At 73.0% G+C, this 24,435-nt stretch carries 23 protein-coding genes and 1 tRNA gene; 13 read left to right on the top strand and 11 right to left on the bottom strand.

The genetic code is table 11. The features are described 5' to 3' along the window. The first annotated feature begins 19 nt into the window (after nt 1–19). Nucleotides 20–1,456 (top strand): pyruvate kinase, encoded by a 1,437-nt coding sequence (gene pyk, locus OKX07_RS10670; RefSeq protein WP_265628062.1) that lies wholly within the window; start codon nt 20–22, stop codon nt 1,454–1,456. A gap of 83 nt (nt 1,457–1,539) precedes the next feature. Here the strand turns inward: pyk and OKX07_RS10665 are convergent, their stop codons facing one another. Next, a complete protein-coding gene (locus OKX07_RS10665) occupies nt 1,540–2,424 on the bottom strand; it encodes a hypothetical protein (protein WP_265628061.1) in 885 nt (294 codons plus the stop codon). Nucleotides 2,425–2,536: 112 nt separating this feature from the next. Here OKX07_RS10665 and OKX07_RS10660 point away from each other — a divergent pair, with 112 nt between their 5' ends. Further along, complete coding sequence (locus OKX07_RS10660) at nt 2,537–3,595, top strand: hypothetical protein (protein WP_265628060.1); 1,059 nt, start codon at nt 2,537–2,539, stop codon at nt 3,593–3,595. 115 nt (nt 3,596–3,710) lie between these two features. After that, on the top strand, nt 3,711–4,262 hold the full coding sequence (locus OKX07_RS10655) for a cysteine hydrolase family protein (protein ID WP_265628059.1): 552 nt from the start codon (nt 3,711–3,713) through the stop codon (nt 4,260–4,262). A 227-nt stretch (nt 4,263–4,489) separates the two neighbouring features. Here the strand turns inward: OKX07_RS10655 and OKX07_RS10650 are convergent, their stop codons facing one another. Next, on the bottom strand, nt 4,490–4,984 hold the full coding sequence (locus OKX07_RS10650) for a hypothetical protein (protein ID WP_265628058.1): 495 nt from the start codon (nt 4,982–4,984) through the stop codon (nt 4,490–4,492). Nucleotides 4,985–5,154: 170 nt separating this feature from the next. Between OKX07_RS10650 and OKX07_RS10645 the strand changes: the two genes are divergently transcribed. Beyond that, nucleotides 5,155–6,567 carry a DUF2252 domain-containing protein gene (locus OKX07_RS10645; protein WP_265628057.1) on the top strand — a complete coding sequence of 471 codons (1,413 nt, stop codon included), beginning with the start codon at nt 5,155–5,157 and terminating at the stop codon, nt 6,565–6,567. A 53-nt stretch (nt 6,568–6,620) separates the two neighbouring features. Here OKX07_RS10645 and OKX07_RS10640 read toward each other — a convergent pair whose 3' ends face one another. Together OKX07_RS10640 and OKX07_RS10635 are read right to left on the bottom strand one after the other, a co-directional pair. Further along, the gene (locus OKX07_RS10640; RefSeq protein WP_265628056.1) at nt 6,621–8,258 is read right to left on the bottom strand and encodes an MFS transporter; all 1,638 of its coding nucleotides are present in this window, start codon (nt 8,256–8,258) and stop codon (nt 6,621–6,623) included. Nucleotides 8,259–8,327: 69 nt separating this feature from the next. Then, a complete protein-coding gene (locus OKX07_RS10635) occupies nt 8,328–9,425 on the bottom strand; it encodes a glycosyltransferase family 4 protein (protein WP_265628055.1) in 1,098 nt (365 codons plus the stop codon). On the opposite strand from OKX07_RS10635, the gene OKX07_RS10630 reads away from it, so the two are divergent. Genes OKX07_RS10630 through OKX07_RS10610 form a run of 5 tightly spaced genes read left to right on the top strand, consistent with a single transcriptional unit; the run spans nt 9,391 to nt 12,769 of the window. Continuing rightward, a complete protein-coding gene (locus OKX07_RS10630) occupies nt 9,391–10,236 on the top strand; it encodes a hypothetical protein (RefSeq protein WP_265628054.1) in 846 nt (281 codons plus the stop codon). The genes OKX07_RS10635 and OKX07_RS10630 overlap by 35 nt on opposite strands. 14 nt (nt 10,237–10,250) lie before the next feature. Further along, nucleotides 10,251–10,658 (top strand): cupin domain-containing protein, encoded by a 408-nt coding sequence (locus tag OKX07_RS10625; protein ID WP_265628053.1) that lies wholly within the window; start codon nt 10,251–10,253, stop codon nt 10,656–10,658. Nucleotides 10,659–10,710: 52 nt separating this feature from the next. Next, nucleotides 10,711–11,439, top strand: a complete 729-nt coding sequence (locus tag OKX07_RS10620) for an MSMEG_4193 family putative phosphomutase (protein WP_265628052.1) — start codon at nt 10,711–10,713, stop codon at nt 11,437–11,439. Beyond that, on the top strand, nt 11,436–11,999 hold the full coding sequence (locus OKX07_RS10615; RefSeq protein ID WP_265628051.1) for a DUF3090 domain-containing protein: 564 nt from the start codon (nt 11,436–11,438) through the stop codon (nt 11,997–11,999). The genes OKX07_RS10620 and OKX07_RS10615 overlap by 4 nt, the downstream gene beginning before the upstream one ends. After that, nucleotides 11,996–12,769 (top strand): SCO1664 family protein, encoded by a 774-nt coding sequence (locus tag OKX07_RS10610; RefSeq protein ID WP_265628050.1) that lies wholly within the window; start codon nt 11,996–11,998, stop codon nt 12,767–12,769. Before OKX07_RS10615 ends, OKX07_RS10610 begins: the two co-directional genes overlap by 4 nt. Nucleotides 12,770–12,808: 39 nt before the next feature. Here OKX07_RS10610 and OKX07_RS10605 read toward each other — a convergent pair whose 3' ends face one another. Together OKX07_RS10605 and OKX07_RS10600 are read right to left on the bottom strand one after the other, a co-directional pair. Further along, complete coding sequence (locus OKX07_RS10605; protein ID WP_265628049.1) at nt 12,809–13,327, bottom strand: hypothetical protein; 519 nt, start codon at nt 13,325–13,327, stop codon at nt 12,809–12,811. An 18-nt stretch (nt 13,328–13,345) separates the two neighbouring features. Next, nucleotides 13,346–13,419: transfer RNA gene (locus OKX07_RS10600), tRNA-Leu, on the bottom strand. Between the two features lie 211 nt (nt 13,420–13,630). On the opposite strand from OKX07_RS10600, the gene OKX07_RS10595 reads away from it, so the two are divergent. Both OKX07_RS10595 and OKX07_RS10590 read left to right on the top strand, forming a co-directional pair. After that, nucleotides 13,631–14,263: an ANTAR domain-containing response regulator gene (locus OKX07_RS10595; RefSeq protein WP_265631896.1), complete on the top strand. Its 633-nt coding sequence runs from the start codon at nt 13,631–13,633 to the stop codon at nt 14,261–14,263. A gap of 204 nt (nt 14,264–14,467) precedes the next feature. Further along, complete coding sequence (locus tag OKX07_RS10590) at nt 14,468–15,757, top strand: ABC transporter substrate-binding protein (protein ID WP_265628048.1); 1,290 nt, start codon at nt 14,468–14,470, stop codon at nt 15,755–15,757. Between the two features lie 234 nt (nt 15,758–15,991). Here OKX07_RS10590 and OKX07_RS10585 read toward each other — a convergent pair whose 3' ends face one another. The 4 genes from OKX07_RS10585 to OKX07_RS10570 are packed head-to-tail and all read right to left on the bottom strand — an operon-like array spanning nt 15,992 to nt 20,182. After that, nucleotides 15,992–16,813 (bottom strand): ABC transporter ATP-binding protein, encoded by an 822-nt coding sequence (locus OKX07_RS10585; RefSeq protein ID WP_265628047.1) that lies wholly within the window; start codon nt 16,811–16,813, stop codon nt 15,992–15,994. Then, a complete protein-coding gene (locus OKX07_RS10580; RefSeq protein ID WP_265628046.1) occupies nt 16,810–17,745 on the bottom strand; it encodes an ABC transporter ATP-binding protein in 936 nt (311 codons plus the stop codon). The genes OKX07_RS10585 and OKX07_RS10580 overlap by 4 nt, the downstream gene beginning before the upstream one ends. Beyond that, nucleotides 17,735–18,721 (bottom strand): branched-chain amino acid ABC transporter permease, encoded by a 987-nt coding sequence (locus OKX07_RS10575; RefSeq protein ID WP_265628045.1) that lies wholly within the window; start codon nt 18,719–18,721, stop codon nt 17,735–17,737. Before OKX07_RS10575 ends, OKX07_RS10580 begins: the two co-directional genes overlap by 11 nt. 18 nt (nt 18,722–18,739) lie before the next feature. Then, a complete protein-coding gene (locus OKX07_RS10570; protein ID WP_265628044.1) occupies nt 18,740–20,182 on the bottom strand; it encodes a branched-chain amino acid ABC transporter permease in 1,443 nt (480 codons plus the stop codon). Nucleotides 20,183–20,518: 336 nt separating this feature from the next. Here OKX07_RS10570 and OKX07_RS10565 point away from each other — a divergent pair, with 336 nt between their 5' ends. Then, nucleotides 20,519–21,187, top strand: a complete 669-nt coding sequence (locus OKX07_RS10565) for a GNAT family N-acetyltransferase (RefSeq protein ID WP_265628043.1) — start codon at nt 20,519–20,521, stop codon at nt 21,185–21,187. Here OKX07_RS10565 and OKX07_RS10560 read toward each other — a convergent pair. Beyond that, complete coding sequence (locus tag OKX07_RS10560; protein ID WP_265628042.1) at nt 21,103–21,507, bottom strand: PaaI family thioesterase; 405 nt, start codon at nt 21,505–21,507, stop codon at nt 21,103–21,105. The genes OKX07_RS10565 and OKX07_RS10560 overlap by 85 nt on opposite strands. A gap of 18 nt (nt 21,508–21,525) precedes the next feature. Between OKX07_RS10560 and polA the strand changes: the two genes are divergently transcribed. Next, nucleotides 21,526–24,264, top strand: coding sequence for a DNA polymerase I (polA, locus tag OKX07_RS10555; RefSeq protein WP_265628041.1), 2,739 nt, complete (start codon nt 21,526–21,528; stop codon nt 24,262–24,264). The last annotated feature ends 171 nt before the right edge of the window (nt 24,265–24,435 follow it).

Genomic DNA, 24,435 nt, shown 5'->3' with positions numbered 1-24,435 from the left:
GAAGGCATAGTCTCGAGTTATGCGTAGAGCCAAGATCGTCTGCACCATCGGTCCTGTGACGGAGTCGCCTGAGCAGGTCCAGGCACTCGTCGACGCGGGCATGGACGTCGCCCGTCTGAACCGCAGCCACGGTGACACCGAGGTGCACCAGCGGGTGTACGACAACGTCCGGGCCGCGGCCAAGGCGTCGGGCCGCTCGGTGGCCGTCCTCGTCGACCTCCAGGGCCCCAAGATCCGCCTCGGGCGGTTCATCGACGGCAAGCACGACCTCGCGGTCGGCGACGTCTTCACCATCACGACGGACGACGTCGAGGGCACCAAGGAGCGCGTCTCGACGACGTTCAAGGGCCTCACCGGCGACGTGAAGCCCGGCGACCCGATCCTCATCGACGACGGCAAGGTGCTCGTGCGCGTCACGAGCGTCGAGGGCAGCGACGTGGTGACCCGCGTCGAGGTCCCTGGACCGGTGTCGAACAACAAGGGCCTGAACCTGCCCGGTGTCGCGGTCTCCGTGCCGGCGATGAGCGACAAGGACGAGGAGGACCTGCGCTGGGCCCTCAACATCGGCGCCGACTACATCGCGCTGTCGTTCGTCCGCTCGGCCGCCGACTACGACGACGTCCGTCGCATCATGGAGGAAGAGGGTCGGGTCGTCCCGGTCATCGCCAAGATCGAGAAGCCGCAGGCGGTCGAGAACCTGACCGAGATCGTCCAGGCGTTCGACGGCATCATGGTCGCCCGCGGCGACCTGGGTGTCGAGCTGCCGCTCGAGCAGGTCCCGCTGGTGCAGAAGCGGGCCGTCGAGCTCGCCCGCCGCAACGCCAAGCCCGTCATCGTCGCGACGCAGGTGCTCGAGTCGATGATCACGAGCCCGCGCCCGACGCGTGCCGAGGCGTCCGACTGCGCCAACGCGGTGCTCGACGGCGCCGACGCGGTCATGCTGTCCGGCGAGACCAGCGTGGGCGACTACCCGATCGAGGCCGTGCGCACGATGGCCCGGATCATCGAGAGCACCGAGGAGCTCGGTCGCGAGCGCATCGCGCCGCTGGGTTCCGTGCCGTCGACCCGTGGTGGTGCGATCACGCGTGCGGCCGCCGAGATCGGCGAGCGCATCGGCGTGAAGTACCTCGTGACGTTCACGCAGTCCGGCGACTCCGCACGTCGCATGTCGCGTCTGCGGTCGCCGATCCCGCTGCTGGCCTTCACCCCGGACGAGGCGGTCCGTAACCGGCTGTCGCTGTCCTGGGGCGTCCAGACGCACCAGGTGCCCTCGGTCGAGAGCACGGACTCGATGGTCAGCCAGATGGACCAGACGCTGCGGGCCAACGGCCTGGCCGAGGTCGGCGACTACGTCGTCGTCGTCGCCGGGACGCCGGTCGGCGTCGTCGGCTCGACCAACACCGTCGTCGTGCACAAGATCGGTGACGAGGAGATCGCGCGCACGCGCATCGCCTGACGCCGCTCGAAGGACCTGACGGCCGCCGTCCCGCACCGGGGCGGCGGCCGTCGTCGTCCGCCCGCGGTCCGGTGCGCGCGTGCTCAGCGGGGGACCGCGGGACGACCTTCGGCGGGCTCGGAGGTGGTCAGGCGTGCGCGTGGCGTGCGCGGGACGTCGACGCCCCACAGCTCGACGGTCTGCAGCACCCAGTACCCCGCGAACAGGCCCACGAGCGCGGTCTCGAGGACCAGCACGGCCTGCGCCCAGGTGGGCACCGCGGCGTGCAGCGCGACGACGGCTGCCAGCGTGAGCAGCATCGCCGCACCGAGCAGGGAGTACGCGATCGCCCACCGGCTCGACACGGCACGGGCGGCGAACGCGCGCAGCACGACGACCCCGACCACGGCGACGAACAGCAGCACGGCGGCCACGGCGTGGGCGCCCGCCACGACGAGGTCCGGCGCGACGAGCAGACCGACGGCCGGTACCACGACCACCAGGAGGACGCCGACGCGCGCGAGCACGGCCGTGCCGGTGCGGCCGGCACGCAGCGCCGCGGCCGCCCGCGCGCCGGCGACCAGGAGCCCCACCAGGACGAGTGCCGAGAGCCCGGTGCGGGCGTCGGCGAGGGCCGCGGGGACCTCGGCCGCGGCGGCGACGGGGCACCCCGTGCCGCGCTCGGTCGGGGTGAGCGCGACGACGAACGCGAGGAAGCCCGCGGCGTCCAGCAGCGCGTCCTCGACGTCGTCGGTCCCGGTGTACGCCACGAGGAGGGCGCCGACCGCGCAGAGGGCGCCCACCACGGCGTCGTGCGCACCGGTCCAGTAGTAGGCGCTGAGCGAGTCGAGCCAGCAACCCGCCCGCGTGGCCTCGGTGACGACAGCGGACACGAGCAGGGCGATCAGCGCCACGACACCGAGCCGCAGGCTGCGGTACGTGGACCGCACGGCGCGGCGCTCGGCCACCGACATCACCTGTGAGTCCACGCGGTCCACCTCCCGCGCACACCCTGCCACCGTGGGGCGACCCGCGCGCGGTATCAGGTGTCGCGCGCGCGGGTCCTGAAGAAGGGACCGGTCGACCGATCGAGGAGGGGTCATGACGGTGGCACGCACGGACGGACCGGCGACGGACCAGGGCTCGGCGCCGTCGGCACGCGCGCAGCGTGCGGTGCGCTCCCACGACCTCGGCGCGCTCGCCGTGCAGGCGGACCTCATGCTCGTCCAGGACGCCGTGCACGCCGCGGGCGATCGGCGCACGGCTGCCGCGAGAGCGGCCCGGGACATCTGCGCGGGTGAGCTCGACGTCGCCCAGCAGGCCATCGACGCGGTCGTCGCGGGCCGCCACGAGCGGCGCGGCCGCCGCGACGCACGCCTCGAGTTCGCCTGGAACGCGGTGCACCGGGCGCGCGCGATGCTCCCGCTCGTCGTGACGGACGAGGCCCTGGGCAGCCAGTACCTGTACGCGGTGGAGCGGGTGGGGCGGATGCGGCCGCGCAACGGCGAGCTCCTGGCGCGCCTGACGAGGCTCGCGCGGACGGCTCCCGCGACCGACGCGGACCGTCACACCCTGAGCTACGCGTTGTCGGCGGCGTACGCGGCGGCGGACCGGGAGTACCGGCAGGTGCGGCACCTGCGCGACCGGCTGGTGCGCGTCGCGTGGGCGACGACGATCGCGCTGCTGGTCGTGGTCGCGGCGGGCACGCTCGTGCCGACGCTGTTCCCGCTGTGCCTGCCGGAGGCGGGGGCGGTGTGCCCGTCGGGCGGCGCGCGGCCGACCGCGGGGGACGTCGCCACGGTCGCCGTGCTGGGCATGGTCGGCGCGGGCATCACGGCGGTGGTGGCGGTGCGCCGGACGCGACCCTCGCTGTCGCCGTACCGGATCACGCCGGCCCTCGGCTGGCTGCGGATCCCGTTCGGCGGGATCGTCGCCGTCGTCGGGGTCATGGTCCTGCAGTCGCAGATCGTCACCGGCTTCGTGGGGTTGAGCACGCAGCAGGAGATCGCGGTGTACGCGCTGGTGTTCGGGTTCGCGCAGGAGGCGGTCACCCGCCTGCTGGAGAACCGCGCGGCGGTGCTGCAGGACGCCGTCGGTGCGGCGTCGGGTGCGGCCAGCGCGCCTGCCGCGGGTGACGGGCAGGACGCCGAGCGCACCTGAGAGGCCGGGTCGACGCGGGGACGTCTCGGTGCCGGACCCGGGGTGGTGGCGACGGGCCGGGATGTCGGTGGTCGGTCGTAGCGTGGGGGTACCAGCCGCGACCGCAGGAGGCACCGTGACCACGCTCGAGAACCGTCATCGCACCGCACTGCTCGTCATCGACCCGCAGGTCGGCGTCGTCGGCGGTGCCCACGACCGTGACGGCGTCGTCTCGCGCGTCGCCGGCCTCGTCGACCGCGCCCGCACGGAAGGCACCCCGGTCGTGTGGGTGCAGCACAGCAGCGACGAGCTCCCGCTCGGCACCGAGCCGTGGCAGATCGTGCCCGAGCTCACGGTGCGCGACGGCGAGCCGGTCGTGCACAAGCGGTACGGCGACTCCTTCGAGGGCACCGACCTGGAGGACGTGCTCGCGGGTGCCGACGTCGGGCGGCTGGTCGTCGCGGGTGCGCAGACGGACGGGTGCGTGCGTGCCACCCTGCACGGCGGGTTCACCCGTGGCTACGACGTGACGCTCGTGTCCGACGCCCACACGACCGAGGACCTCACCGCGTGGGGTGCGCCCGCGCCCGCGGACGTCGTCGCCCACACCAACCTGTACTGGGGCTTCCAGGACGCGCCGGGCCGTGCGGCCGCGGTGGAGGCGGCCGCGGACGTGCGTCTCACCTGAGGGCGGGCGCCCTCAGGGGTGAGCGCGACCTGCGCGGCTCACCCCTGAGGGATGACGCGGCTCGAGCGACGAGGCGTCAGGCTCGGAGCGCACGGGTCCGCGCCCGCGGGTGCCACGCCGCTCGGCAGCGGCGACCACAGCTCCTGTCGGCGCGGGTGACGGCCACGACGAGCACCCACGGAGCGCGCATGATCTGCGACCTGCCGCGTACCCCCGGCCAGGTGTCGTCAGTGGACGGCGAGCTTCAGGGCCAGGATGGCCAGGCCGAAGCAACCGGAGACGATCCCGCTCAGCACGACGCGCGGCCACCCGGAGCTCTCCTGCCGGCCGATCACCATGCCGTAGACGACGAGCGCACCGACGCCGACCGCCATGGCGACGTCGACGGCCCGCGCGGGGTCGAGGACCTCCAGGTGCCCGAGGAGCAGGACCAGGAGCACGGGCCAGCTCGACTGCAGCATCGGCCACTCCTGACGCGCGATGTGCCCCATCTCCTCGCGCCGCAGCGGGCGGCGCGCGACGATCCGCGCGGCGAGCTCGAGCGCGTACACGTGCGCGAGCCAGAACACCACCGACGTCCCGAGCACGAGCAGCATGGTGCGGGCCAGCGACTCGGGGTGGTTGCTCGTCGCCGCGACGACGGTCGTGGCCAGGATCGTCCCGTAGATCGCGCCCGCGAGGTGGTGCGCCCGGTGCTCGAGCGGTGTCCCAGCCGGTTCCACCTCGGCAACGTACCGTGCCACGCGTCGGTGCGCGCCGGCGCGCGGCTCACGTCGCAGGACGGCAGCGACGTGCCCGTGCCCGTGCGCGCTCCAGGGGTGGCCGGTGGCGGCCGGCACGCCGCAGACCCGCGCCCGACCGCACCCGTGGCCTGAGACGGCGACGGGAGGCGGTGGACGTGGTCGGCGAGGGGTCACCCCACCGTGGGAGCCGCCGGGAGCGGGAGGAGCGGGGTCGCGCCGTCCGCGAGCGGGTGCCGCTCGACGCGCACGCGGATCTCGTGCTGGACGGGCGCCCGGACCCGGTCGCCCTGCTCGAGGGGCAGGCGGCCACCCGTCTCCCCGAGCTCGTGCCGCTGCGGTACGCCCGCATGCTGACCACGCGGTTCGCCCACTACCGGGGCGCGGCGCTGGTCATGGCGTCGGACCTGGCGCGGACCCCCCGGACGGGACTCGACGTGCAGCTGTGCGGGGACGCGCACATGAGCAACTTCGGGTTCTACGCGTCGCCTGAGCGACGGCTGGTCTTCGACCTCAACGACTTCGACGAGACGTACCCGGGTCCGTTCGAGTGGGACGCGAAGCGGCTCGCGGCGAGCCTCGCGGTCGCCGGGCGCGACAACGGCTTCAACGCGAAGCAGCGCAGACGGGTCGTGCGGGCCGCCGCCGCGGCGTACCGGGCCGCGATGGCCGACCTCGCCGCGCTCGGCACGCTCGCGATGTGGTACGAGCACCTCGCCGTGGACGAGGTCCTGGCGGAGATCGGCAGCGAGCTCGACGGGCGCCGGGTGGGACGCGCCCGGGACCGCCTCGCCAAGGCGCGCACCCGCGACAGCACGCAGGCGCTGGCCAAGCTCACCTCCGTCGTCGACGGCCGCGCGCGGATCCGCAGTCGACCACCCCTGCTGGTCCCCGTCGAGGACATGGTGGACGGCGAGGACCTGCACGCGCTCTACGCGCGCATGGAGGCGCTCGTGGACGCGTACGGACGGACGCTGCAACCGGACCGCCGGCGGCTGCTCGGGCAGTTCCACCTCGTCCAGATGGCGCGCAAGGTCGTCGGGGTCGGGAGCGTGGGGACGCGCGCGTGGATCCTGCTGCTCAAGGGCGTGGACGACGCCGACCCGCTCTTCCTGCAGGTCAAGGAGGCGGGTGAGTCGGTGCTGGCGGCGTTCGTGCCGGGCCACGACGTCGAGGACCAGGGGCGGCGGGTGGTGGAGGGGCAGCAGCTGCTGCAGGCCACGAGCGACATCCTCCTGGGATGGCAGCGGGCGGACGGGATCGACGGCGTGGAGCGGGACTTCTACGTACGGCAGCTGCGCGACGGCAAGGGCTCGGTGGTGGTCGAGGCGATGGCCCCGGACGCGATGGAGTACTACGGCCGCATCTGCGGGCGCACCCTGGCCCGTGCGCACGCACGCTCCGGGGACCGCGTGGCGATCGCCGCCTACCTGGGCCGGAGCGACCGGTTCGACCGGGCGATCGGCGAGTTCGCGGAGGCGTACGCGCGGCAGAACGCGAGTGATCACGCGGCGCTGGGCGAGGCGGCCGCCTCGGGGAGGGTCGCCGTCGCCGACGAGCCGTGACGTGCCGCGAGGTGCCGTGAAGTGTCGGCGGCGGCGTGACCTGACGCCCGCCGTCACGCCGCCGCGCGGTCCTCGCCCGCGGGGCGCTGCGGACGTGCCGCCCCCGGTTGCGTGGTCGGGACGCGGGTCGTGAGGAACAGCCCCACGAGCGCGAGGAGCGCGAGCGCGGCCAGGGCGGTGGTGAGCGCGTCGAGCCGGGCCTGCCGGTTCTCGGCGAGCACGGCGCTCGTCAGCTCTGGGCTCGCGTCCGAGCGTGCCAGGGCGGCCGCGAGGTCGGCGTCGGACAGGAACGGGATCCCGGACGCGAGCTCGACCTCGGCCGCCGCGCTGACGGCGGGAGGGACGTCCGGGTTCTCCTCGATCCCGGTGAGGAACGACGCCGTGAGCATCGCGATGAGCAGCGACCCGGCGAGGGCGGTACCGAGCGAGGCGCCGAGGTTGGTCGCCGTGTTCTGCAGGCCGCCGACCTCGGAGCTCTCGTGGTCCGGCACGGCGGAGACCGTGACGCTGCCCAGCTGGGAGGCGAGCGCCCCGATGCCCAGCCCGGCGAGCAGCAGCGGCACCGTGACGATCTGGGCGCCGGCGCCCGCGTCCATGCTGGTCAGGAGCGCGACGATCCCGGCGGTCATGGCGAGGAACCCCGCGCGGGTGACGAGCCGGGGCGACGCGTGCGGGAAGAGCCGCGGGATGCCGGCGGCCGCGAGCAGCAGCGTGATCGACAACGGCATGATCCGCAGACCGGTGTCGATCGCGGACAGCCCCAGGGCGACCGACAGGTACAGCGGGATGGTGAAGAACAGACCGGCCTGCACCAGGAACTGGAAGAAGAACATGATCAGCCCGCCGGTGAGCTGCCGGTTGGCGAACATCTCCAGGCGCACCAGGGGCTGGCGACCCGCCGCGACGACGTGGTGCTCCCACAGCACGAAGAACCACAGCACGAGGATCCCGAGCAGGAGCAGCACGATGGTGGGCGACAGGCCGAGCACCGCGGGGACCCCCTCCTTCGGCACCACCCAGCCCCACACGCTCGACCGCAGCACGCCGAACACCGCCAGACCCAGCCCTGCCGCGGACAGCACCGCCCCGACGACGTCGAGCCGGGCGCCGTCCTCCTTCGGGACGTCGCCCAGGACCCGCGTCGCGAGCAGGATCAGCAGCACGAGGACGACCTCACCCGCGAACACCCAGCGCCACGAGAAGTACGTCGTCGCGATCCCGCCGACGAGCGGGCCGACGGCGACGGCCACCGCACCCGCCGCCATGATGAGCCCGTAGGCCCGCGGCCGGCCCACGGGCGGCACGCTCCCGGCGACCAGGGCCACGACCGCGGGGAGGATGAGCGCCGCGCCGATGCCCTCCAGGACCGACCAGCCCAGGATGAGGACGGCGAGGTTGGGCGCGAGCGCGGTCGTGGTCGAGCCGACCCCGTAGACCGCGCACCCGATGGCGAACGCCTTCTTGCGGCCGATCAGCGTGCCGATCCGGCCCCCGGGGATCATGAGCATCGCCATGACCAGCGTGTAGAGCGTGATCGCCGTCTGGATGCCGTCGATGCCGGTGCCGACGTCGGCGGCGACCGTCGCGATCGCGACGTTCATGACGGAGCTGTCGAGCGTCATGAGGAACTGCGCGGCGCCCAGCGTCAGGAGCACCGCGCCGGTCCGGGGTCGGACGGCGGCATCGGTCATCCTCGGAGCGTGACCCGGGTGCGGGGCCGCCCACCTCATCCCCGAGGGACGAGGTCGGTGCGGGCAGGTTCACCGACCCGGGGTCACCAGGCGTTCGAACAGCCGCTCGTAGTCGGCGACCATCCGGCCGGCGGAGAACCGTGCCAGGGCGTCGGCCCGGCATGCCGCCCGGTCGATCCCGCCGACCCCCAGCACGGCGGCGACGGCGGACGGGACGTCGTGCACGAGGGCGCCGGAGACGCCGGGCCGCACGATCTCCGGCATGGAGCCGCGGGGGTGGGCGATGACCGGGGTCCCCGCGGCCAGGGACTCCACGACCGACAGGCCGAACGGCTCGTCGAAGTCGATGAGGTGCAGCAGGGCCACGGCCCCGCCCAGCAGCCGGTCGCGCTCGGCGGGACCGACCATCCCGGCGTAGACGACGGCCCGGCCGTCGACGTGTGGCTCGACCGCGTCCCGGAAGTACTCCTCGTCCTGGACGATGCCGGCGATGACCAGCGGGAGGCCCGCCCTGGCGGCCACCTCGATCGCCGCCGCCGTGCCCTTGTCCGGGTGGATCCGACCGAGGAAGAGCAGGTAGCCGCCCCCACCGGCGCCGAGGGTGAACTGGTCGACCTCGATGCCGTGGTGGATCGTCGCGGCGTAGGTGAGGTCGGGGTGCCGGTCGGCCGCGCTGATGGCCACGTAGTGGGCGACGTCGTCGTACGCGCGGTACACGGGCAGGATGCGCTCGGAGGAGAACCCGTGGACCGTCGTCACGACGGGCGTCGCGGTGAGCCGGGCGAAGACCAGCGGCAGGAAGTCGAACTGGTTGCTGATGACGTCGAACTCGTCGGCCCGCTCGAAGACGGCGGCGATGTGGAGCGCCTCGTAGACCTTCGCGTCGACCGAGGGGTCCTCCTCGTACCCGGCCGGGGCCTCGGCGTGGAGCCGGGCGTCCGTCAGCGAGTCCGCCGTCGCGAACAGGGTGACGTCGTGCCCGCGTGCGACGAGGCCCTCGGCGAGGGTGGACGCGACCTGCTCCCACGGTCCGTAGCACCAGCTCGAGTCCCCGGCCCCCGGCGAGGACCACCTGGACGCGGGCGTCGTCCTGGAGGCTCTCGGCCCCGTGTTCGGCAGGGCGGATCTCGACGTGGCGCTCGCGGGCCTGCGTGCGCAGCGGCTCACCCGCGGGGCGAGCGCGCGCACGGCCGAGCACGTCGAGCGCATCGCCGCGGACACGTACGCGGTGGAGTTCCCCGCCGGCTCGACCGTGCAGGAGCGCGTGCTCATGCCCCGCGCCCCGTCCGAGAGCCGAGGGATGGAGGATGTACGCCTGCTGAGGCTCTCGACCCTCGACGGCGGTACCGAGCACGTGGGGACGTACACCGCGTACAACGGCCGCGAGGTCCGCGTCCACCTCCTGCGTACCCCCGACCTGCGCACGTACCGCTCCACGCCGCTCAGCGGTCCGGGATCGCGCGACAAGGGCCTGGCGCTGTTCCCCCGTCCGATCGGCGGCCGCTACGTCGCGATCTCGCGGGCTGACCGGGAGAGCAACGCGGTCACGACGTCGGCGGACCTTCTCCACTGGGAGGCGCCGGTGCGTGTCCAGGCGTCGCAGCAGCCCTGGGAGTTCGTGCAGCTCGGCAACTGCGGGCCCCCGCTCGAGACCGAGGAGGGCTGGCTCGTCCTGACGCACGGCGTCGGCCCGATGCGGACCTACGCGATCGGGGCGCTGCTCCTCGACCTGGACGACCCGACCGTCGTCGTCGGCCGGTTGGAGGACCCGATCCTGTCGCCGACCGAGGACGAGCGTTCCGGCTACGTCCCCAACGTCGTGTACTCCTGCGGCGCGATGCTCCACGGTCGGACGCTCGTGCTGCCGTACGGGTGCAGCGACACCTTCACCCGCATCGCGCTGGTCGACCTCGACGCGCTGCTCTCCCTGCTGACGGGCCGTGCGCACCCTCGTGCACCGAGCCGGCCCGCGCCCTGATCGAGGAGATCGCCATGTCTGCACGGCCCGACCAGCACGCCGAGTTCACGACCGCGCCACGCCGGTCCAAGCCGTGGGGTCACGAGACCGTGTTCGCCGGCGGCGAGCACGGGTACGTGGGGAAGCTCATCGCCGTGGACGCGGGCCAGGCTCTGAGCCTGCAGTACCACGTGGAGAAGGACGAGACGATCAGCATCGTCTCGGGGGAGGCCGTGGTCGAGTACGGGACGTCGGAGGCGCTGCTGCAGTCGCGGACGATGCAACCGGGTGATGTCGTGCACGTGCCGGCCGCGGTGCTGCACCGGCTGACCGCCGTGACCGACCTGCTGTTCGCCGAGGCGTCCACCGCGGCGCCCGGGTGGCAGGAGGACGTCGTGAGGGTGTCGGACCGGTACGGGCGGGCGGGCACCACCGCGGTCTGATGGCGTACCGACGGGCCGCCGCCCCGGTGTGATGTCCACCTAGGCTGCGGGCATGGCCACCGTCATCCTCGTCCGGCACGGTCGCACCGCTGCCAACGTCCAGGGCGTCCTGGCGGGGCGCACGGCCGGGGTGGGGCTCGACGCCGTCGGGCGCGAGCAGGCCCGGCGCACCGCCGAGCGCCTCTCCGTGGTGCCGCTGAGCGGGGTGGTCTCGAGTCCGCTGGAGCGGTGCCGGCAGACGTCGCGGATCCTCGTCGCACGGCAGGAGCACGCACCGGGGACGCAGGTCGACGCAGCGCTCACCGAGTGCGACTACGGGACGTGGCAGGGGCGCTCCCTGGGCGACCTGGCCGCGGAGCCGTTGTGGTCCGTGGTGCAGACGCAGCCCTCGGCCGCGGTCTTCCCCGGTGGTGAGTCCCTGCGGGCCATGCAGGCCAGGGCGGTGGCAGCGGTCCGTCGGCACGACGCCGCGTTCGAGGCGCAGCACGGCCCGGGCGCGGTCTGGGCGGCCGTCAGCCACGGTGACGTCATCAAGTCCGTCCTCGCCGACGCGCTGGGCATGCACCTCGACCTCTTCCAGCGCCTCGGCGTCGGTCCCGCGTCGATCTCCGTCGTCCGCTACGGGCCCCACCGTCCGGACGTGATCGCGACGAACACCGAGTTCGGCGACCTGGCGTGGCTCGGTGCGCTCGGCCCCGTCGCCGACGCCCCTGTCGGCGGGGGTGCCGGCCACGGTGCGCCGCGCGCCGACGAGCCCGCCGCTCGTAAACTTGCGCCATGACCACCCTCGTCCACGCGTTCGACTGGCCGGATCGCATCGTGGTCGGCACCGTCGGCCGCCCGGGGGAGCGCACGTTCTACCTGCAGGTGCGCACCGGTGCGCGTTCCACCAGCGTCGCCCTGGAGAAGGAGCAGTCCGCGGCCCTCGCCGACAAGGTCGACGAGCTCCTGGGCGACCTGGTGGCCGACCGGAGCAGCGGGGTCAGCGTCCCCGCCGAGACCCCCGTCGAGCTGATCGACGACGACCCCGTCGACCAGCCGGTCGAGGAGCAGTTCCGCGCCGGTGCGATGCGCCTCGGCTGGGATCCCCGGACCCTGCAGGTCGTCCTCGAGGCGTATCCCGTCGCGGTGCCCCGGGACGAGGACGACCTCGCACCGGACCTGGGTGCCGAGCCCGACGAGCCGAGCGAGATGCTGCTCGTCCGGATGCCGGTCGGCACCGCCCGCGCCTTCGTGGAGCGCACCCGCAAGGTCGTGAGCGCCGGACGACCGACCTGCCCGCTGTGCGGTGGGGCGATCGACCCGGACGGCCACGTCTGCGGATCGCGCGACGGCGTGTGACGACCCCGGACGTCGACCTCGACCACGACGGGCTGCAGATCGTCGGTCGCGTCACGACCGCGTCCAACGCCACGTTCGTGGGCTCGATCGGCGACGTCGTGGTCGTCTACAAGCCGGTGGCCGGTGAGCAGCCGCTGTGGGACTTCCCGGACGGCACCCTGGCGCGCCGCGAGGTCGCCGCGTACCTCGTCTCGCAGGCGCTCGGCTGGGACGTCGTCCCGCGGACGTGGCTGCGCGACGGGCCCCTCGGTCCCGGGATGGTGCAGCTGTGGCAGGAGCCGGACCCCGACCAGGGCCCCGTCGACGTGGTCGACGCGTCGGACGTCCCGGCACAGGGATGGCGCACGGTGCTCGAGGGGACGGATCATCGCGGGCGAGCGGTGACGGTGATCCACGAGGACTCCGTCGCCCTACGACGCATGGCGGTGTTCGACGTCCTCGTCAACAACGCCGACCGCAAGGGCGGCCACATCCTTCCCAGGCCGGGCGGCCACCGGTTCGGGGTGGACCACGGGGTCACGTTCCACGTCGAGCCGAAGCTGCGCACGGTGCTGTGGGGGTGGCGGGGCGAGGTCCTCGAACCGGAGGAGGTCGCAGGCGCGCAGCGGGTGCGCACCGGCCTGGCCGGTGACCTGGGCGACCGGCTGTCGACGATGCTCAGCGGTGCGGAGCTCGACGCCCTCGCCGCGCGGTGCGACGAGCTCCTGAGCACGGGGCGGTTCCCGGCGCCGCCCGGCGACGGGCCGGCCGTGCCGTGGCCGTTGTTCTGACGCCCACACGGCCTCCTGGGTGCAGGGTGACCGGTCGCGTCACGGGACCTCGTCGACGACGGGGAGCTCGTCCCACCACCCACCCACGCTCACCACGAGCTCGTTCGCGCCCGCAGGCTTCGTGACGATCGCGACGCGCACGGGGCGCCCGGTGGCGAACTGGAGGTACAGGTCGTCGCGGACGCGCCCGTCCGCCATCACGACGGCGCCGAGCTCGCGCTGGTTCACGATCCCCGTCCCGTGGCGCCCGGGCGGACCGGGCAGCGTCGTCGCCCTGTCCTGCGCGGAGAGCCTCACGCCGTAGCGGGCCTCCACGCGGCTCCACGTCGCGTCGTAGTCGTAGACCTCCTGCCACGCCTCGAACCGCGGGGCCGCGTACGCGAACCCCGCGACGAGGGTCACGGCCAGGACCACGCCGCTCGCGATCCCGCGGCGCCACGACGGCGTGAACGCCGCACCGACCAGGAACACCAGGGCGAAGACCGCGACCACGAACAGGGCCGTGAGCACCCAGGTCATCCCGGGCACGGACACGACGGCATCGACACCGGGCTGCACGGCTCCTCCTCGACACGGTGCCCCGAGTGGGATTCGAACCCACACTGGATCGGGTTTGAGCCGAACGCCTCTGCCGGTTGGGCTATCGGGGCCGCGCCGAGATCGTACCGCCGACGGGCCGGGTGGCGACCCCGACCCCGGGCGCTCGCGGGCGTGCGGCGGTCGGTCCCGACGGCCCCGTCCGGGCACGTGACCTCGACCACGGTCGAGGTGAGTCACGCCGGCCGGTCGGCGCACTACGCTGTGCACGTGACCAAGGACGCCAGCCCCGAGCCCACGCAGGACGCGACGCAGGCCGATGACCTGCCCGCTGCCGAGCCCACGCCGCGCGCCGCCGCGTCGTCGGCCGGGCGGCCCGCGCGCCGTGCGGTGGTCGTCGAGGACGAGGCGCTGATCCGGATGGACGTCGTCGAGACGCTCACGGAGGCGGGCTTCGAGGTCGTGGGCGAGGCGGGCGACGGCGAGACGGCGGTCGCGATGGCCACCGAGCTGCGGCCGGACATCGTCGTGATGGACGTGAAGATGCCCGTGCTCGACGGCATCTCGGCGGCCGAGCGGATCGGCAAGGCCCACCTCGCGCCCGTCGTCCTGCTCACGGCGTTCTCGCAGACCGAGCTCGTCGAGCGGGCGCGCGACGCCGGTGCCATGGCGTACGTCGTCAAGCCGTTCAGCCCGGCGGACCTGCTGCCGGCGGTCGAGATCGCGATCTCCCGCTACGCGCAGATCACCGCGCTGGAGTCCGAGGTCGCAGACCTCGCCGAGCGCTTCGAGACCCGCAAGCGCGTGGACCGGGCCAAGGGCCTGCTCATGACGAAGATGGGCCTGACGGAGCCGGAGTCGTTCCGGTGGATCCAGAAGACGTCGATGGACCGTCGCCTGACGATGCGCGAGGTTGCCGACGCGGTGATCGAGCAGGTCGGTGGGGCGTCGTCCTGACCCCGTCCTCCACCCGGGTGCACCGAGCCCGGTCGGCGTCTGCACGCCGGCCGGGCTCGTCCTCGTTGGTCACAAGTGCACAACGACACGGTGCAAGACGTTGCCAGTCACATGTTGGACACAAACCATGAGTACGTTCGCGGCACATCGCCGGGGTCCGCGCCCGGACCCGGCAGGTGCAAGGCTCACAGAGGGGTACCACGCATGAATCGTTCGACACGCGCAGGACGGACGCTGGCGGTCGCGGGAGCGATCGCACTGGCGCTCACCGCCTGCACCTCGGGCTCCGACGACGCCGGCGACGCCGAGACGACCGCGGGGGGCGGGGGCGGCGGCGAGCCGCTGCACATCGGCTCGATCCTCCCCGTCACCGGCTCGCTCGCCCAGCTCGGCCCGCCCGAGATCGCCGGCGTGGACCTGGCCGTGCAGGAGATCAACGACGCGGGCGGCCTGTTCGACGCCGACGTCGAGATCACGCACACGGACTCGTCCGACGCCCAGAACGCATCCGTGGCGACCTCGTCGGCACAGGAGCTCATCTCGGCAGGCGTCTCGGCCATCATCGGTGCGGCGTCCTCGTCGGTCACCAAGAACATCGTCGACGACATCACGGGTGCGGGCATCGTGCAGGTCTCGCCGGCCAACACGGCCACGGACCTGTCCGGCTACTCGGACTTCTACTTCCGTACCGCGCCGCCGGACACCGTCCAGGGCGACGTCCTCGGCAACCTCATCGTCGGTGACGGTGCCAGCAACGTCGGCATCCTCGTCTTCAACGACTCCTACGGCACGTCGCTGCGCGACGTCGTCGAGGGCGTCGTCACCGAGGCCGGCGGCACGCTCGTCTTCGGCTCGTCGGGCCAGGAGTTCGACCCCGCCGAGACGAACTTCGCGACGATCGTCGCGGACGCCATCGCCTCGGCCCCGGACGCCATCGCGATCCTCGCGTTCACGGACCAGACCCCGGCGATCGTGCGTGAGCTCGTCGCGCAGGGCTGGGACATGAGCAAGACGTACTTCGTCGACGGCAACCTGCAGAACTTCGGCACCGAGGGTGACGTCGGCTTCCCGGCCGGCACGCTCGAGAACGCGCAGGGCACCCTGCCCGGCGCGTACCCGTCGGAGGACTTCCAGGCCCGCATGCTCGAGGTCGACCCCGAGCTGAAGGACTTCTCCTACGGTCCCGAGTCCTACGACGCGACCATGCTCGTCGCGCTCGCCGCCCTCAAGGGCGGTGACTCCTCCGGCGAGACCATCCAGGCCAACATGGCGGCGGTCTCCGGCGCGGACGGTGGCACCGAGTGCACCGGCTGGGAGGAGTGCTCGGCGCTCGTCGCGGACGGCGAGGACATCGCCTACCAGTCCGTCTCGGGTGTCGGTCCGTTCAACGAGTCGAACGACCCGTCGTCGGCGTTCATCGGCATCTACCAGTTCGGTGCCGAGAACACCTACACGTTCAACCGTTCCGAGGAGGGTGAGGTCCCGCAGGGCTGACCTGCCTGACCTCCGCTCGGACGACGACCCCCGCAGCCTCAGGGCTGCGGGGGTCGTCGTCTGCCTGCCTGCCGGCGACGGCCCCACCGGCCACCATCCCTCGGGCAGGATCGTCGCCGTCGTGGCTCGAGCGCTGCTCCGCACGCCCGTGACGAGCGAAGCCCCGGTACCGATCCAGGGGATCGGTACCGGGGCTCCGTCGGCTCGGTCGGCCTCCGGGGTGCTCCGCGGGCGTCAGGCGGGCGCTGCGCCCGCGTCGGTGTCCTTCTCGGCGTCCCGGGCGGCGTCCACGTCGGTGGCGAGCGTGCCCAGGTACAGCTCGATGACCTTGGGGTCGTGCATGAGCTCGCGGCCACGGCCCGAGTACGCGTTGCGGCCCTGGTCGAGCACGTACGCACGGTCGCAGATCTGCAGCGCCCGGCGGGCGTTCTGCTCGACGATGACGACCGACACGCCGGCCTTGTTGATGCGGCGCGTGCGGAGGAACGCCTCGTCCTGGCGGACGGGGGACAGGCCCGCCGACGGCTCGTCGAGCAGCAGGACCGACGGCTCGGGCATGAGCGCGCGCGCCATGGCGACCATCTGGCGCTCACCGCCTGACAGCGCGCCGGCCCGCTGCTTGCGCCGGTGGACGAGCTCGGGGAACAGCGCCAGGACGACCTCGAGGCGGTCGGCGAACTTGTGGGGCGTCTGGTAGACGCCCATCTGCAGGTTCTCCTCGATCGTCAGGCTCGGGAACACGTTGTTCGTCTGGGGGACGAAGCCGACGCCGCGCCCCACGAGGGCGTCGGCGCGCAGGCCCTTGATCGACTCGCCCTTCAGCGTCAGCGAGCCCTCGCGGATGCTCACGAGCCCGAACAGGGCCTTGAGCAGCGTCGACTTGCCGGCGCCGTTCGGCCCGATGATCCCGACGAGCTCACCCGGGTGCAGCACGAGCGAGCACTCGTTGAGGATGTTGACCCCGGGCACGTAGCCGGCGACGAGCGAGTCGGCGTGCAGCAGCGGCTCGCCCTGCGGGGCGCCGCGGTGCAGCACGGGTGCGGACGTCTCGGTCACGGTGCCTTCTCCCCGGCCGGGGTCCCGGCCTCCGCCTCGGCGTCGGTGTCGATGACGCCGCCCTCGTCCAGCAGCGCGTCGTCCCCGAGGTCGGTGTCGTGGTGCGCCCCGAGGTACGCGTCGATGACCGCCTGGTCCGCCATGACCTCCGTGGGGGGCCCCTCGGCGACGACCTTGCCCTGCGCCATGACGACGACCCAGTCGGAGATGTGCCGCACCATGTGCATGTCGTGCTCGACGAACAGGACCGTGGTCCCCGAGTCGCGCAGGTCGGTGATGTGGCCCAGCAGGGACTGCGTGAGCGCCGGGTTCACGCCGGCCATGGGCTCGTCGAGCATGACGAGCGTGGGGTCCGACATCAGGGCGCGTGCCATCTCGAGCAGCTTGCGCTGACCACCCGACAGGGAGCCGGCGAAGTCGTCCTTCTTCTCCTCGAGCTTGAACCGCTCGAGGAGCGTCAGCGCCTTCTCGGTGATCTCCCTCTCGCGCGCGGCCCACAGCGGCTTGACCAGAGCGGTGAACAGGCCCTCGCCGGGCTGGTCGCGGGCGCCGAGCCGCATGTTGTCCAGCACCGTCATGCGGGCCAGCGCCTTGGTGAGCTGGAAGGTGCGGACCATGCCGGACTTCGCGACGCGGGAGGCAGCGACGCCGGCGAGTGGCGTGCCGTCGAAGACCCAGGTCCCCGAGTCGGGCTTGTCGAAGCCTGTCATCAGGTTGAAGAAGGTGGTCTTGCCGGCGCCGTTGGGGCCGATGAGCGCCGTGATGACGTGCTTCTGCACCTCGACGTGCTCGACGTCGACCGCGTTGACGCCGCCGAAGCTGCGGCGCACGCCCCTCGCGACGAGGAGGGCGTCCGGCTTCGGGGCGCCGGGGACGCGGGGGACCTGTGCCAGACCGTTCCTGGCCTGCTCGACGACGTCCTCAATGGGCATTGATCGCGAGCTCCTTCTTGTCTCCCAGGATGCCCTGGGGTCGGAAGATGATCAGCATCATCAGCGTCAGGCCGACGAGGATCCACCCGATCTGCTCGATCTGCTGCACCGACAGCACGTCGGCGGGCACGACCCCCCGCAGGAAGCCGCGCACGAACACCAGCGAGCCCCAGAAGAGCAGGGAGCCCAGGACGGGCCCGAACACCGTGGCAGCACCCCCCAGCAGCAGGATCGTCCAGGTGTTGAACGTGACGGGACGCCCGAGCGAGTCGGCCTGCACGGAGCTGGCCAGGACGAACACGATGCCACCGAGCGCACCGAAGACCCCGCCGAGCACCAGCGCCTGCAGCTTGTAGCCGTAGACGTTCTTGCCGAGCGCCCGCACGGCGTCCTCGTCCTCGCGGATGCCCTTGAGCACACGGCCCCACGGGCTGCGGATGAGGCGCCAGACGAGCAGGCACGCGAGCAGGACCATCCCCCACCCGACGATGCGCAGCCACCACGAGTTCGACGCGTTGGTGGCGAGCGTGATCGGGCCGAGCGCCCACCGGTCGTCGGGGAACGGCGAGGCGTCCTGGAACGTGTACTTGAACGAGTTGCCGGCCAGCCCCTCGGAGCCGCCGGTGAGCTCGGTCAGTGCCGTCGACCGGCCGACCATGCGGACGATCTCCGCCGCGGCGATCGTCACGATCGCGAGGTAGTCACCGCGCAGCTTGAGGGTCGGCAGGCCCAGCAGGAGCGCGAAGATCACCGCCGCGGTGATCGCGATGAGGAACGCCAGCCACAGCGGCGCCCCCTGGATCGTGGCCACGGCGAAGCCGTAGGCGCCCAGCAGCATGAAGCCGGCCTGGCCCATGTTGATGAGCCCGGTGAGCCCGAAGTGGATGTTGAGCCCGATGGCGGCGAGCGCGTAGGCGATCGCTGTCGGCCCCAACATCTCGTTGAGGACATTGGTGAAGAGCTGTCCGAAGTCCATGACGGCGACGACCTCCCGCTAACCGATGCGCTCGGCGCGCCCGAGGATGCCCTGCGGCCGGAGCAGCAGGACGAGGATGAGGATCACGAGCGCGCTCGCGTAGCGCATGTCGTTCGGCAGGACGATCGTCGACAGCTCCACGACGAGGCCGATGACCAGCGCGCCGAGCACCGCCCCGAGCGGCGAGCCCAGACCGCCGAGGGTGATCGCGGCGAACATCAGCAGCAGCAGCGTCGACCCGAAGTTGAACCGCGTCGTGTTCAGGTACAGCGCGAGCAGCACGCCGCCGAGCGAGGCGAGCGCGGCGGACACGATCCACACGCGGCTGATGACCGACTCGACCTTGATACCGGTGGCGGCCGCCAGCGCGGGGTTGTCCGACACGGCCCGGGTGGCGCGACCGAGCCGCGTCCGGGACAGCGCGAAGGCGACCGCGGCGAGCACGACGAGCGCGACGCCGACGGACACCAACGACTGCCCGGAGATCTGGACCGGACCGATCTGCATGCGCTGGGAGATGCCGGCCACGATGGGCGCGGGCTGGGCGCCGTAGAAGAAGAGGAACGCGGACAGCCCCGCGAGCGACAGACCGATCGTCACGATCATCTGCTGCGTGATCCCGACGCCGCGGCGCCGCAGGGGCGCGAAGATCACCCGGTTGAGCAGCCAGCCGACGACACCGCCCGCGGCCGTGGAGACGACGATCGCGGCCCACAGCGGGAGGTTCCACCACTGCACGGCCATGAACGCGGTCATCCCACCGAGCGTCACGAGCTCGCCGTGGGCGAAGTTCGACAGGCCCGTCGTGCCGTAGATGAGGTTCGCACCGAGCGAGGCCAGGGCGAGCAGGACGCCGAACACGATGCCCGCGAGGACGAGCTGGGCGTACCGGTTGGTCCCGGGACCGGCGGACGCCTCGGCGCTGGCCTCGGCCTCGGCACCGGCCTCGGAGTCGACCCCGGCCGTGCTCGCGTCGTCGGGTGCGGCGCTGGCCGACGCGTCGTCCGTCTGCTCCCCGGTGGCACCACCGGCCTCGCCCGGGGGGACGATCTGCACGATGCGGCCCGCGGAGCGGCCGAGCGCGACAGCCACGGTGGCGCCGTTCGCGGCCGGGTCCCGCAGGACCGTGCCCGCCGGCAGCGTGCTCTCGTCCACGGTCACGGTGTAGTCGCCGGCAGCGGTCAGCGTCACCGAGACCTTGCCCGCGTCGTCCGTGGTCGCGGTCACCGGCTCGTCCCCGCCCTCGACGGTGAGGGTGACCCCGGCGACCGGTCCGGTGCCGGGCACCGTGACGGTCACGTTGAGGCACGCCGTGGCGTCGTCCGGACTGCAGGGTGCGGTCGCCGCGTGCGCGGCCCCGCCGACGAGGATCGTCGACAGGGCGGACAGGAGCACCAGCAGGACGCCGGCCCCCCCGCGTCGCAGGGCGACGGAACGGTCCCGGCACGCGACTGCTCGCACGTCAGACCTCCGTCCTCGTGGTCGGGCACGGGCTGGGAGGCGCCGTACGTCGAAGTGGTGAGCCCTCGCCCACCGGACAGCAGACGATAGGCAGGGATTGTGTCTTGTTCATTACGTCAGCGCGAGAGCGGGCTACCGATCGGTAGCGAACTGAGTCACACCGTGCCCGGAACCTGGCGGTTGCCGCGGTGTTCACCAGGACGTGACGTGGCTCGCCCTAGGCAGGGTGCCATGTGCTGGGCCATCATCGAGCCAGGGCGCACGGAGCGGGGGAGGCGCGCGCCGCCGAGCTCCACCCTCATCCCCGGGAGGCCCACGGTGCGGCCAGGTGTGCACGTGCGACACGCGTCTGCGTCCGACCTCGAGGACCTCGTCGAGCTCTGCCTGCAGGCGCGCACCGAGTCGGGCGTCGGTCGGCAGCTGTGCTCGGACGACCGGGAGCGGCTGCGCGAGCAGCTGTCCGTCCTGGGCTCGGTCCCGGACGGCGTCGTCCTGGTCGCGACGTTCGACGACGAGCCCGCCGGGGTGGCGCTGTGCCGGCTGCTGGGCCCGGGCCTGCTCTCCGACGCGGTCGTGCTGAGCCTCGACGCCGTCTACGTGCGGCCGGAGTCGCGCCGACGCGGGCTGGGGCACGCGATGCTCCAGGCGGCCGCCGAGATCGCCGACGAGGCCGGGGCGACGGACGTCTACGCGGCGCCGCTGCCGGGCTCCCGCGGCATGCAGCGGTTCCTCGCCCGGCTGGGGTTCGCACCCGCGGCGGCGCACCGCGCGGTGAGCACGACGGCCCTGCACCGGCGGCTCGCGCTCGACGCACCGGCGCCCGCCCGGCGCTCCGCCGCGCGCGGCCTGGAGGACCTCCTCGAGCGGCGACGGCGGGCGCGCGCCCGTGCCGTGCCCGCCGAGGACGACGCGGGCGTGCTTCAGACGGGGGCGTCGATGACCATGCAGGTGAGTCGCGCGGTGCACAGCCGCCGACCGTCCCCGTCCTCCACCACGACCTCGTAGGTCACCAGCGACCGACCGCGGTGCAGCGCACGGGCGTGGCCCACGACCACACCGCTGCGGGCCGACCGGTGGTGCGTCGCGTTGAGCTCGATCCCCACCGCGGCGCGGCCCGGACCGGCGTGCGCAGCGGCCGCGAGCGAGCCGAGGGTCTCGGCGAGCACGGCCGACGCACCGCCGTGGAGCAGGCCGTAGGGCTGGGTGTTCCCGGCCACCGGCATGGTGCCGGTGGCGCCGTCCGCGTCGACGTGCGTCACCTCGATGCCCATGCGGTCAAGGAGCGTGCCGGCGGTCGACGGGACGGCGAAAGGGATGTCGGACATGGCAGATAGGTTGACACCGTGAGTGCCGACCAGCCAGCGACCCGCACCTCGACGACCACCTCGACGACCCCGCGACTGCTCCTCATCGACGGGCACTCGATGGCCTACCGGGCGTTCTACGCGTTGCCGGTGGAGAACTTCGCGACCTCCACGGGGCAGCCGACCAACGCGGTCTTCGGGTTCACGTCGATGCTCGCGAACCTGCTGCGCGACGAGGAGCCGACGCACGTCGCGGTCGCGTTCGACGCGGGTCGCACGACGTTCCGCACGGAGCGGCTCGAGTCGTACAAGGGCAATCGGGCCGCCACCCCCGAGCCGTTCCGCGGTCAGGTCGACATCATCCGGGCCCTGCTCGCGACGATGCACGTGCAGGTGATCGACAAGCCGGGCTTCGAGGCCGACGACATCCTGGCGACGCTCACGGCGCAGGCCCGCGACCAGGGCATGGAGGTCCTGATCTGCTCGGGGGACCGGGACACGTTCCAGCTCGTGGGCCCGACGGTCACCGTGCTGTACCCGGTGCGCGGCGTGTCCGAGGTGACCCGGATGACGCCCGACGCGGTCGAGGCGAAGTACGGGCTGCCGCCCGAGCGGTACCCGGACCTGGCGGCGCTCGTCGGCGAGACGAGCGACAACCTGCCGGGCGTGCCCGGCGTGGGTCCGAAGACGGCCGCGAAGTGGATCGCGCAGTACGACGGCCTGGCCGGCGTGCTCGAGAACGCCGAGCGGATCACCGGCAAGGCGGGGGAGTCGCTGCGCGCGAACCTCGAGCAGGTCGCCCTCAACCGCGAGCTGAACCGGCTGCTCGACGACCTCGAGCTGCCGGTCGGTCCCGAGGACCTCGCGGCGCGCCCGTGGGACCGCGCGGCGCTGCACGAGATGCTCGACGGGCTCGAGTTCCGCACCCTGCGCGACCGGCTGTTCGCGATGCTGCCCGACGAGGGTCGCGACGAGCGCGTCGCGACCGCCGCGGCGATCGACATGGTGCAGACCGGCGTCGGCGGGCTCGGTGCCTGGCTCGACGCCCGTGCGGGCGAGGTCCTCGGCCTCGACGTGCGCGGGACGGGTGCGCCCGGGCGCGGCGACGCGTGGGGGATCGCGATCGCGGACGCCGCGGGCCAGGCCGTGGCCTACGACCTCACCGCCATCGAGCCGGCCGACGAGGCGGCGCTCGTGGCGTGGCTCGCGGACGACGACCGCGGCAAGGCCCTGCACGCCGCGAAGGAGGCGTGGCACGCGCTCGACGGGCGTGGCATGGCGCTGCGCGGCGTGCGGTTCGACACCGAGCTCGCTGCCTACCTGTGCCAGCCGGACCGGCGGGCGTACGACCTGCCCGACCTGGCGATCGGCTACCTGCACCGCGAGCTCGGCAGCGACGCCGCCGCCGGGGACGGCCAGGGTGCCCTCGACCTCGAGGTCGACGGGGCGGACGAGGGCCGCCGCGCGGCCGTGCGTGCGGCCGCGGTGCGCGACCTGGTCGAGACGCTCGGCGGCGAGGTCGCCGACCGGGGGGCCACGGGTCTGCTGACGGACCTCGAGCTGCCGCTGCAGGGCGTGCTGGCGCGCATGGAGCGCACGGGGATCGCGATCGACCGCGACGACCTGGCCTCGCTCGAGCGCGCGTTCGACGACGAGGTGCGGGGCGCCGCCGCCGACGCGTACGCGGTCATCGACCGCGAGGTCAACCTCGGGTCCCCCAAGCAGCTGCAGGAGGTGCTGTTCGACCAGCTCGGCATGCCGCGCACCAAGCGCAACAAGACGGGGTGGACGACCGACGCCGCGGCCCTCACCGACCTCTTCGCGCGCACCGGGCATCCCTTCCTCGAGCACCTGCTCGCGCACCGTGACGCGATCCGGCTGCGCCAGACGGTCGAGGGTCTGCTGCGCTCCATCGGCGACGACGGACGCATCCGCACCACCTTCCAGCAGACGATCGCCGCCACGGGCCGGCTCTCGTCGGCGGACCCGAACCTGCAGAACATCCCGATCCGCACCGACGCGGGACGTCAGATCCGCCGCACCTTCGTCGTCGGGCCCGGGTACGCGACGCTGCTGACCGCCGACTACTCGCAGATCGAGATGCGGATCATGGCGCACCTCTCGGGCGACGCCGCCCTCATCGAGGCGTTCCGGTCGGGGGAGGACCTGCACAGCTACGTCGGGTCCCGCGTGTTCGGCGTGCCGACGGACGAGGTCACGTCCGCGATGCGGTCCAAGATCAAGGCGATGAGCTACGGCCTGGCGTACGGGCTGTCGTCGTACGGGCTGTCGCAGCAGCTCGCGATCGAGGTGTCCGAGGCGTCCGCGCTCATGACGGACTACTTCGCCCGGTTCGGCGGCGTGCGCGACTACCTGACCGGCGTCGTCGACGAGGCGCGCTCGACGGGTTACACGGCGACGATCCTGGGCCGGCGGCGCTACCTGCCGGACCTCACGAGCGACAACCGGCAGCGCCGCGAGACGGCCGAGCGGATGGCGCTCAACGCCCCGATCCAGGGCAGCGCGGCCGACCTCGTCAAGGTCGCGATGCTGGGTGTCGACCGGGAGCTGGCACGCCGCGAGCTGCGCTCGCGGATGCTCCTGCAGGTCCACGACGAGCTCGTGCTCGAGGTGGCCGACGGGGAGCGCGAGGAGGTCGAGGCGCTCGTGCGCGACCAGATGGCACGCGCCGGTGACGGGTTGCCCGGCGGGGCGCTCGACGTGCCCCTCGACGTGTCGGTGGGCGTGGGCGCGAGCTGGCACGCCGCGGGCCACTGAGCCGGCGCACCGTACGCCATCGGGACCCACCGCGCCCGGCGTGTCACCGGATCGTGTGACGACCGTCGAGCACCGCGAGACCTCGCGCGAAGTTCGCGGTGCGATGGGTGGAAATGTGGGGGTGATGTAGGCCACAGTTGCCCCTTGGCGGCGACGGGGCCGCCCGGACCA

Origin of the sequence: Cellulomonas sp. S1-8 (genome assembly GCF_026184235.1) — a bacterium.
GTDB lineage: Bacteria > Actinomycetota > Actinomycetes > Actinomycetales > Cellulomonadaceae > Cellulomonas.
Note: the sequence above shows the minus strand (reverse complement) of the source record. Positions and strands in the feature narration are given on the sequence as shown.

Excerpts from the sequence above, each read along its gene's own strand:
- OKX07_RS10590 (WP_265628048.1), top strand. The coding sequence starts at position 14,468 with ATGAATCGTTCGACACGCGCAGGACGGACGCTGGCGGTCGCGGGAGCG.
- pyk (WP_265628062.1), top strand. The coding sequence starts at position 20 with ATGCGTAGAGCCAAGATCGTCTGCACCATCGGTCCTGTGACGGAGTCG.
- OKX07_RS10620 (WP_265628052.1), top strand. The coding sequence starts at position 10,711 with ATGGCCACCGTCATCCTCGTCCGGCACGGTCGCACCGCTGCCAACGTC.
- OKX07_RS10560 (WP_265628042.1), bottom strand. The coding sequence starts at position 21,507 with ATGTCCGACATCCCTTTCGCCGTCCCGTCGACCGCCGGCACGCTCCTT.
- OKX07_RS10615 (WP_265628051.1), top strand. The coding sequence starts at position 11,436 with ATGACCACCCTCGTCCACGCGTTCGACTGGCCGGATCGCATCGTGGTC.
- OKX07_RS10625 (WP_265628053.1), top strand. The coding sequence starts at position 10,251 with ATGTCTGCACGGCCCGACCAGCACGCCGAGTTCACGACCGCGCCACGC.
- OKX07_RS10575 (WP_265628045.1), bottom strand. The coding sequence starts at position 18,721 with ATGGACTTCGGACAGCTCTTCACCAATGTCCTCAACGAGATGTTGGGG.
- OKX07_RS10660 (WP_265628060.1), top strand. The coding sequence starts at position 2,537 with ATGACGGTGGCACGCACGGACGGACCGGCGACGGACCAGGGCTCGGCG.
- OKX07_RS10640 (WP_265628056.1), bottom strand. The coding sequence starts at position 8,258 with ATGACCGATGCCGCCGTCCGACCCCGGACCGGCGCGGTGCTCCTGACG.
- OKX07_RS10580 (WP_265628046.1), bottom strand. The coding sequence starts at position 17,745 with ATGCCCATTGAGGACGTCGTCGAGCAGGCCAGGAACGGTCTGGCACAG.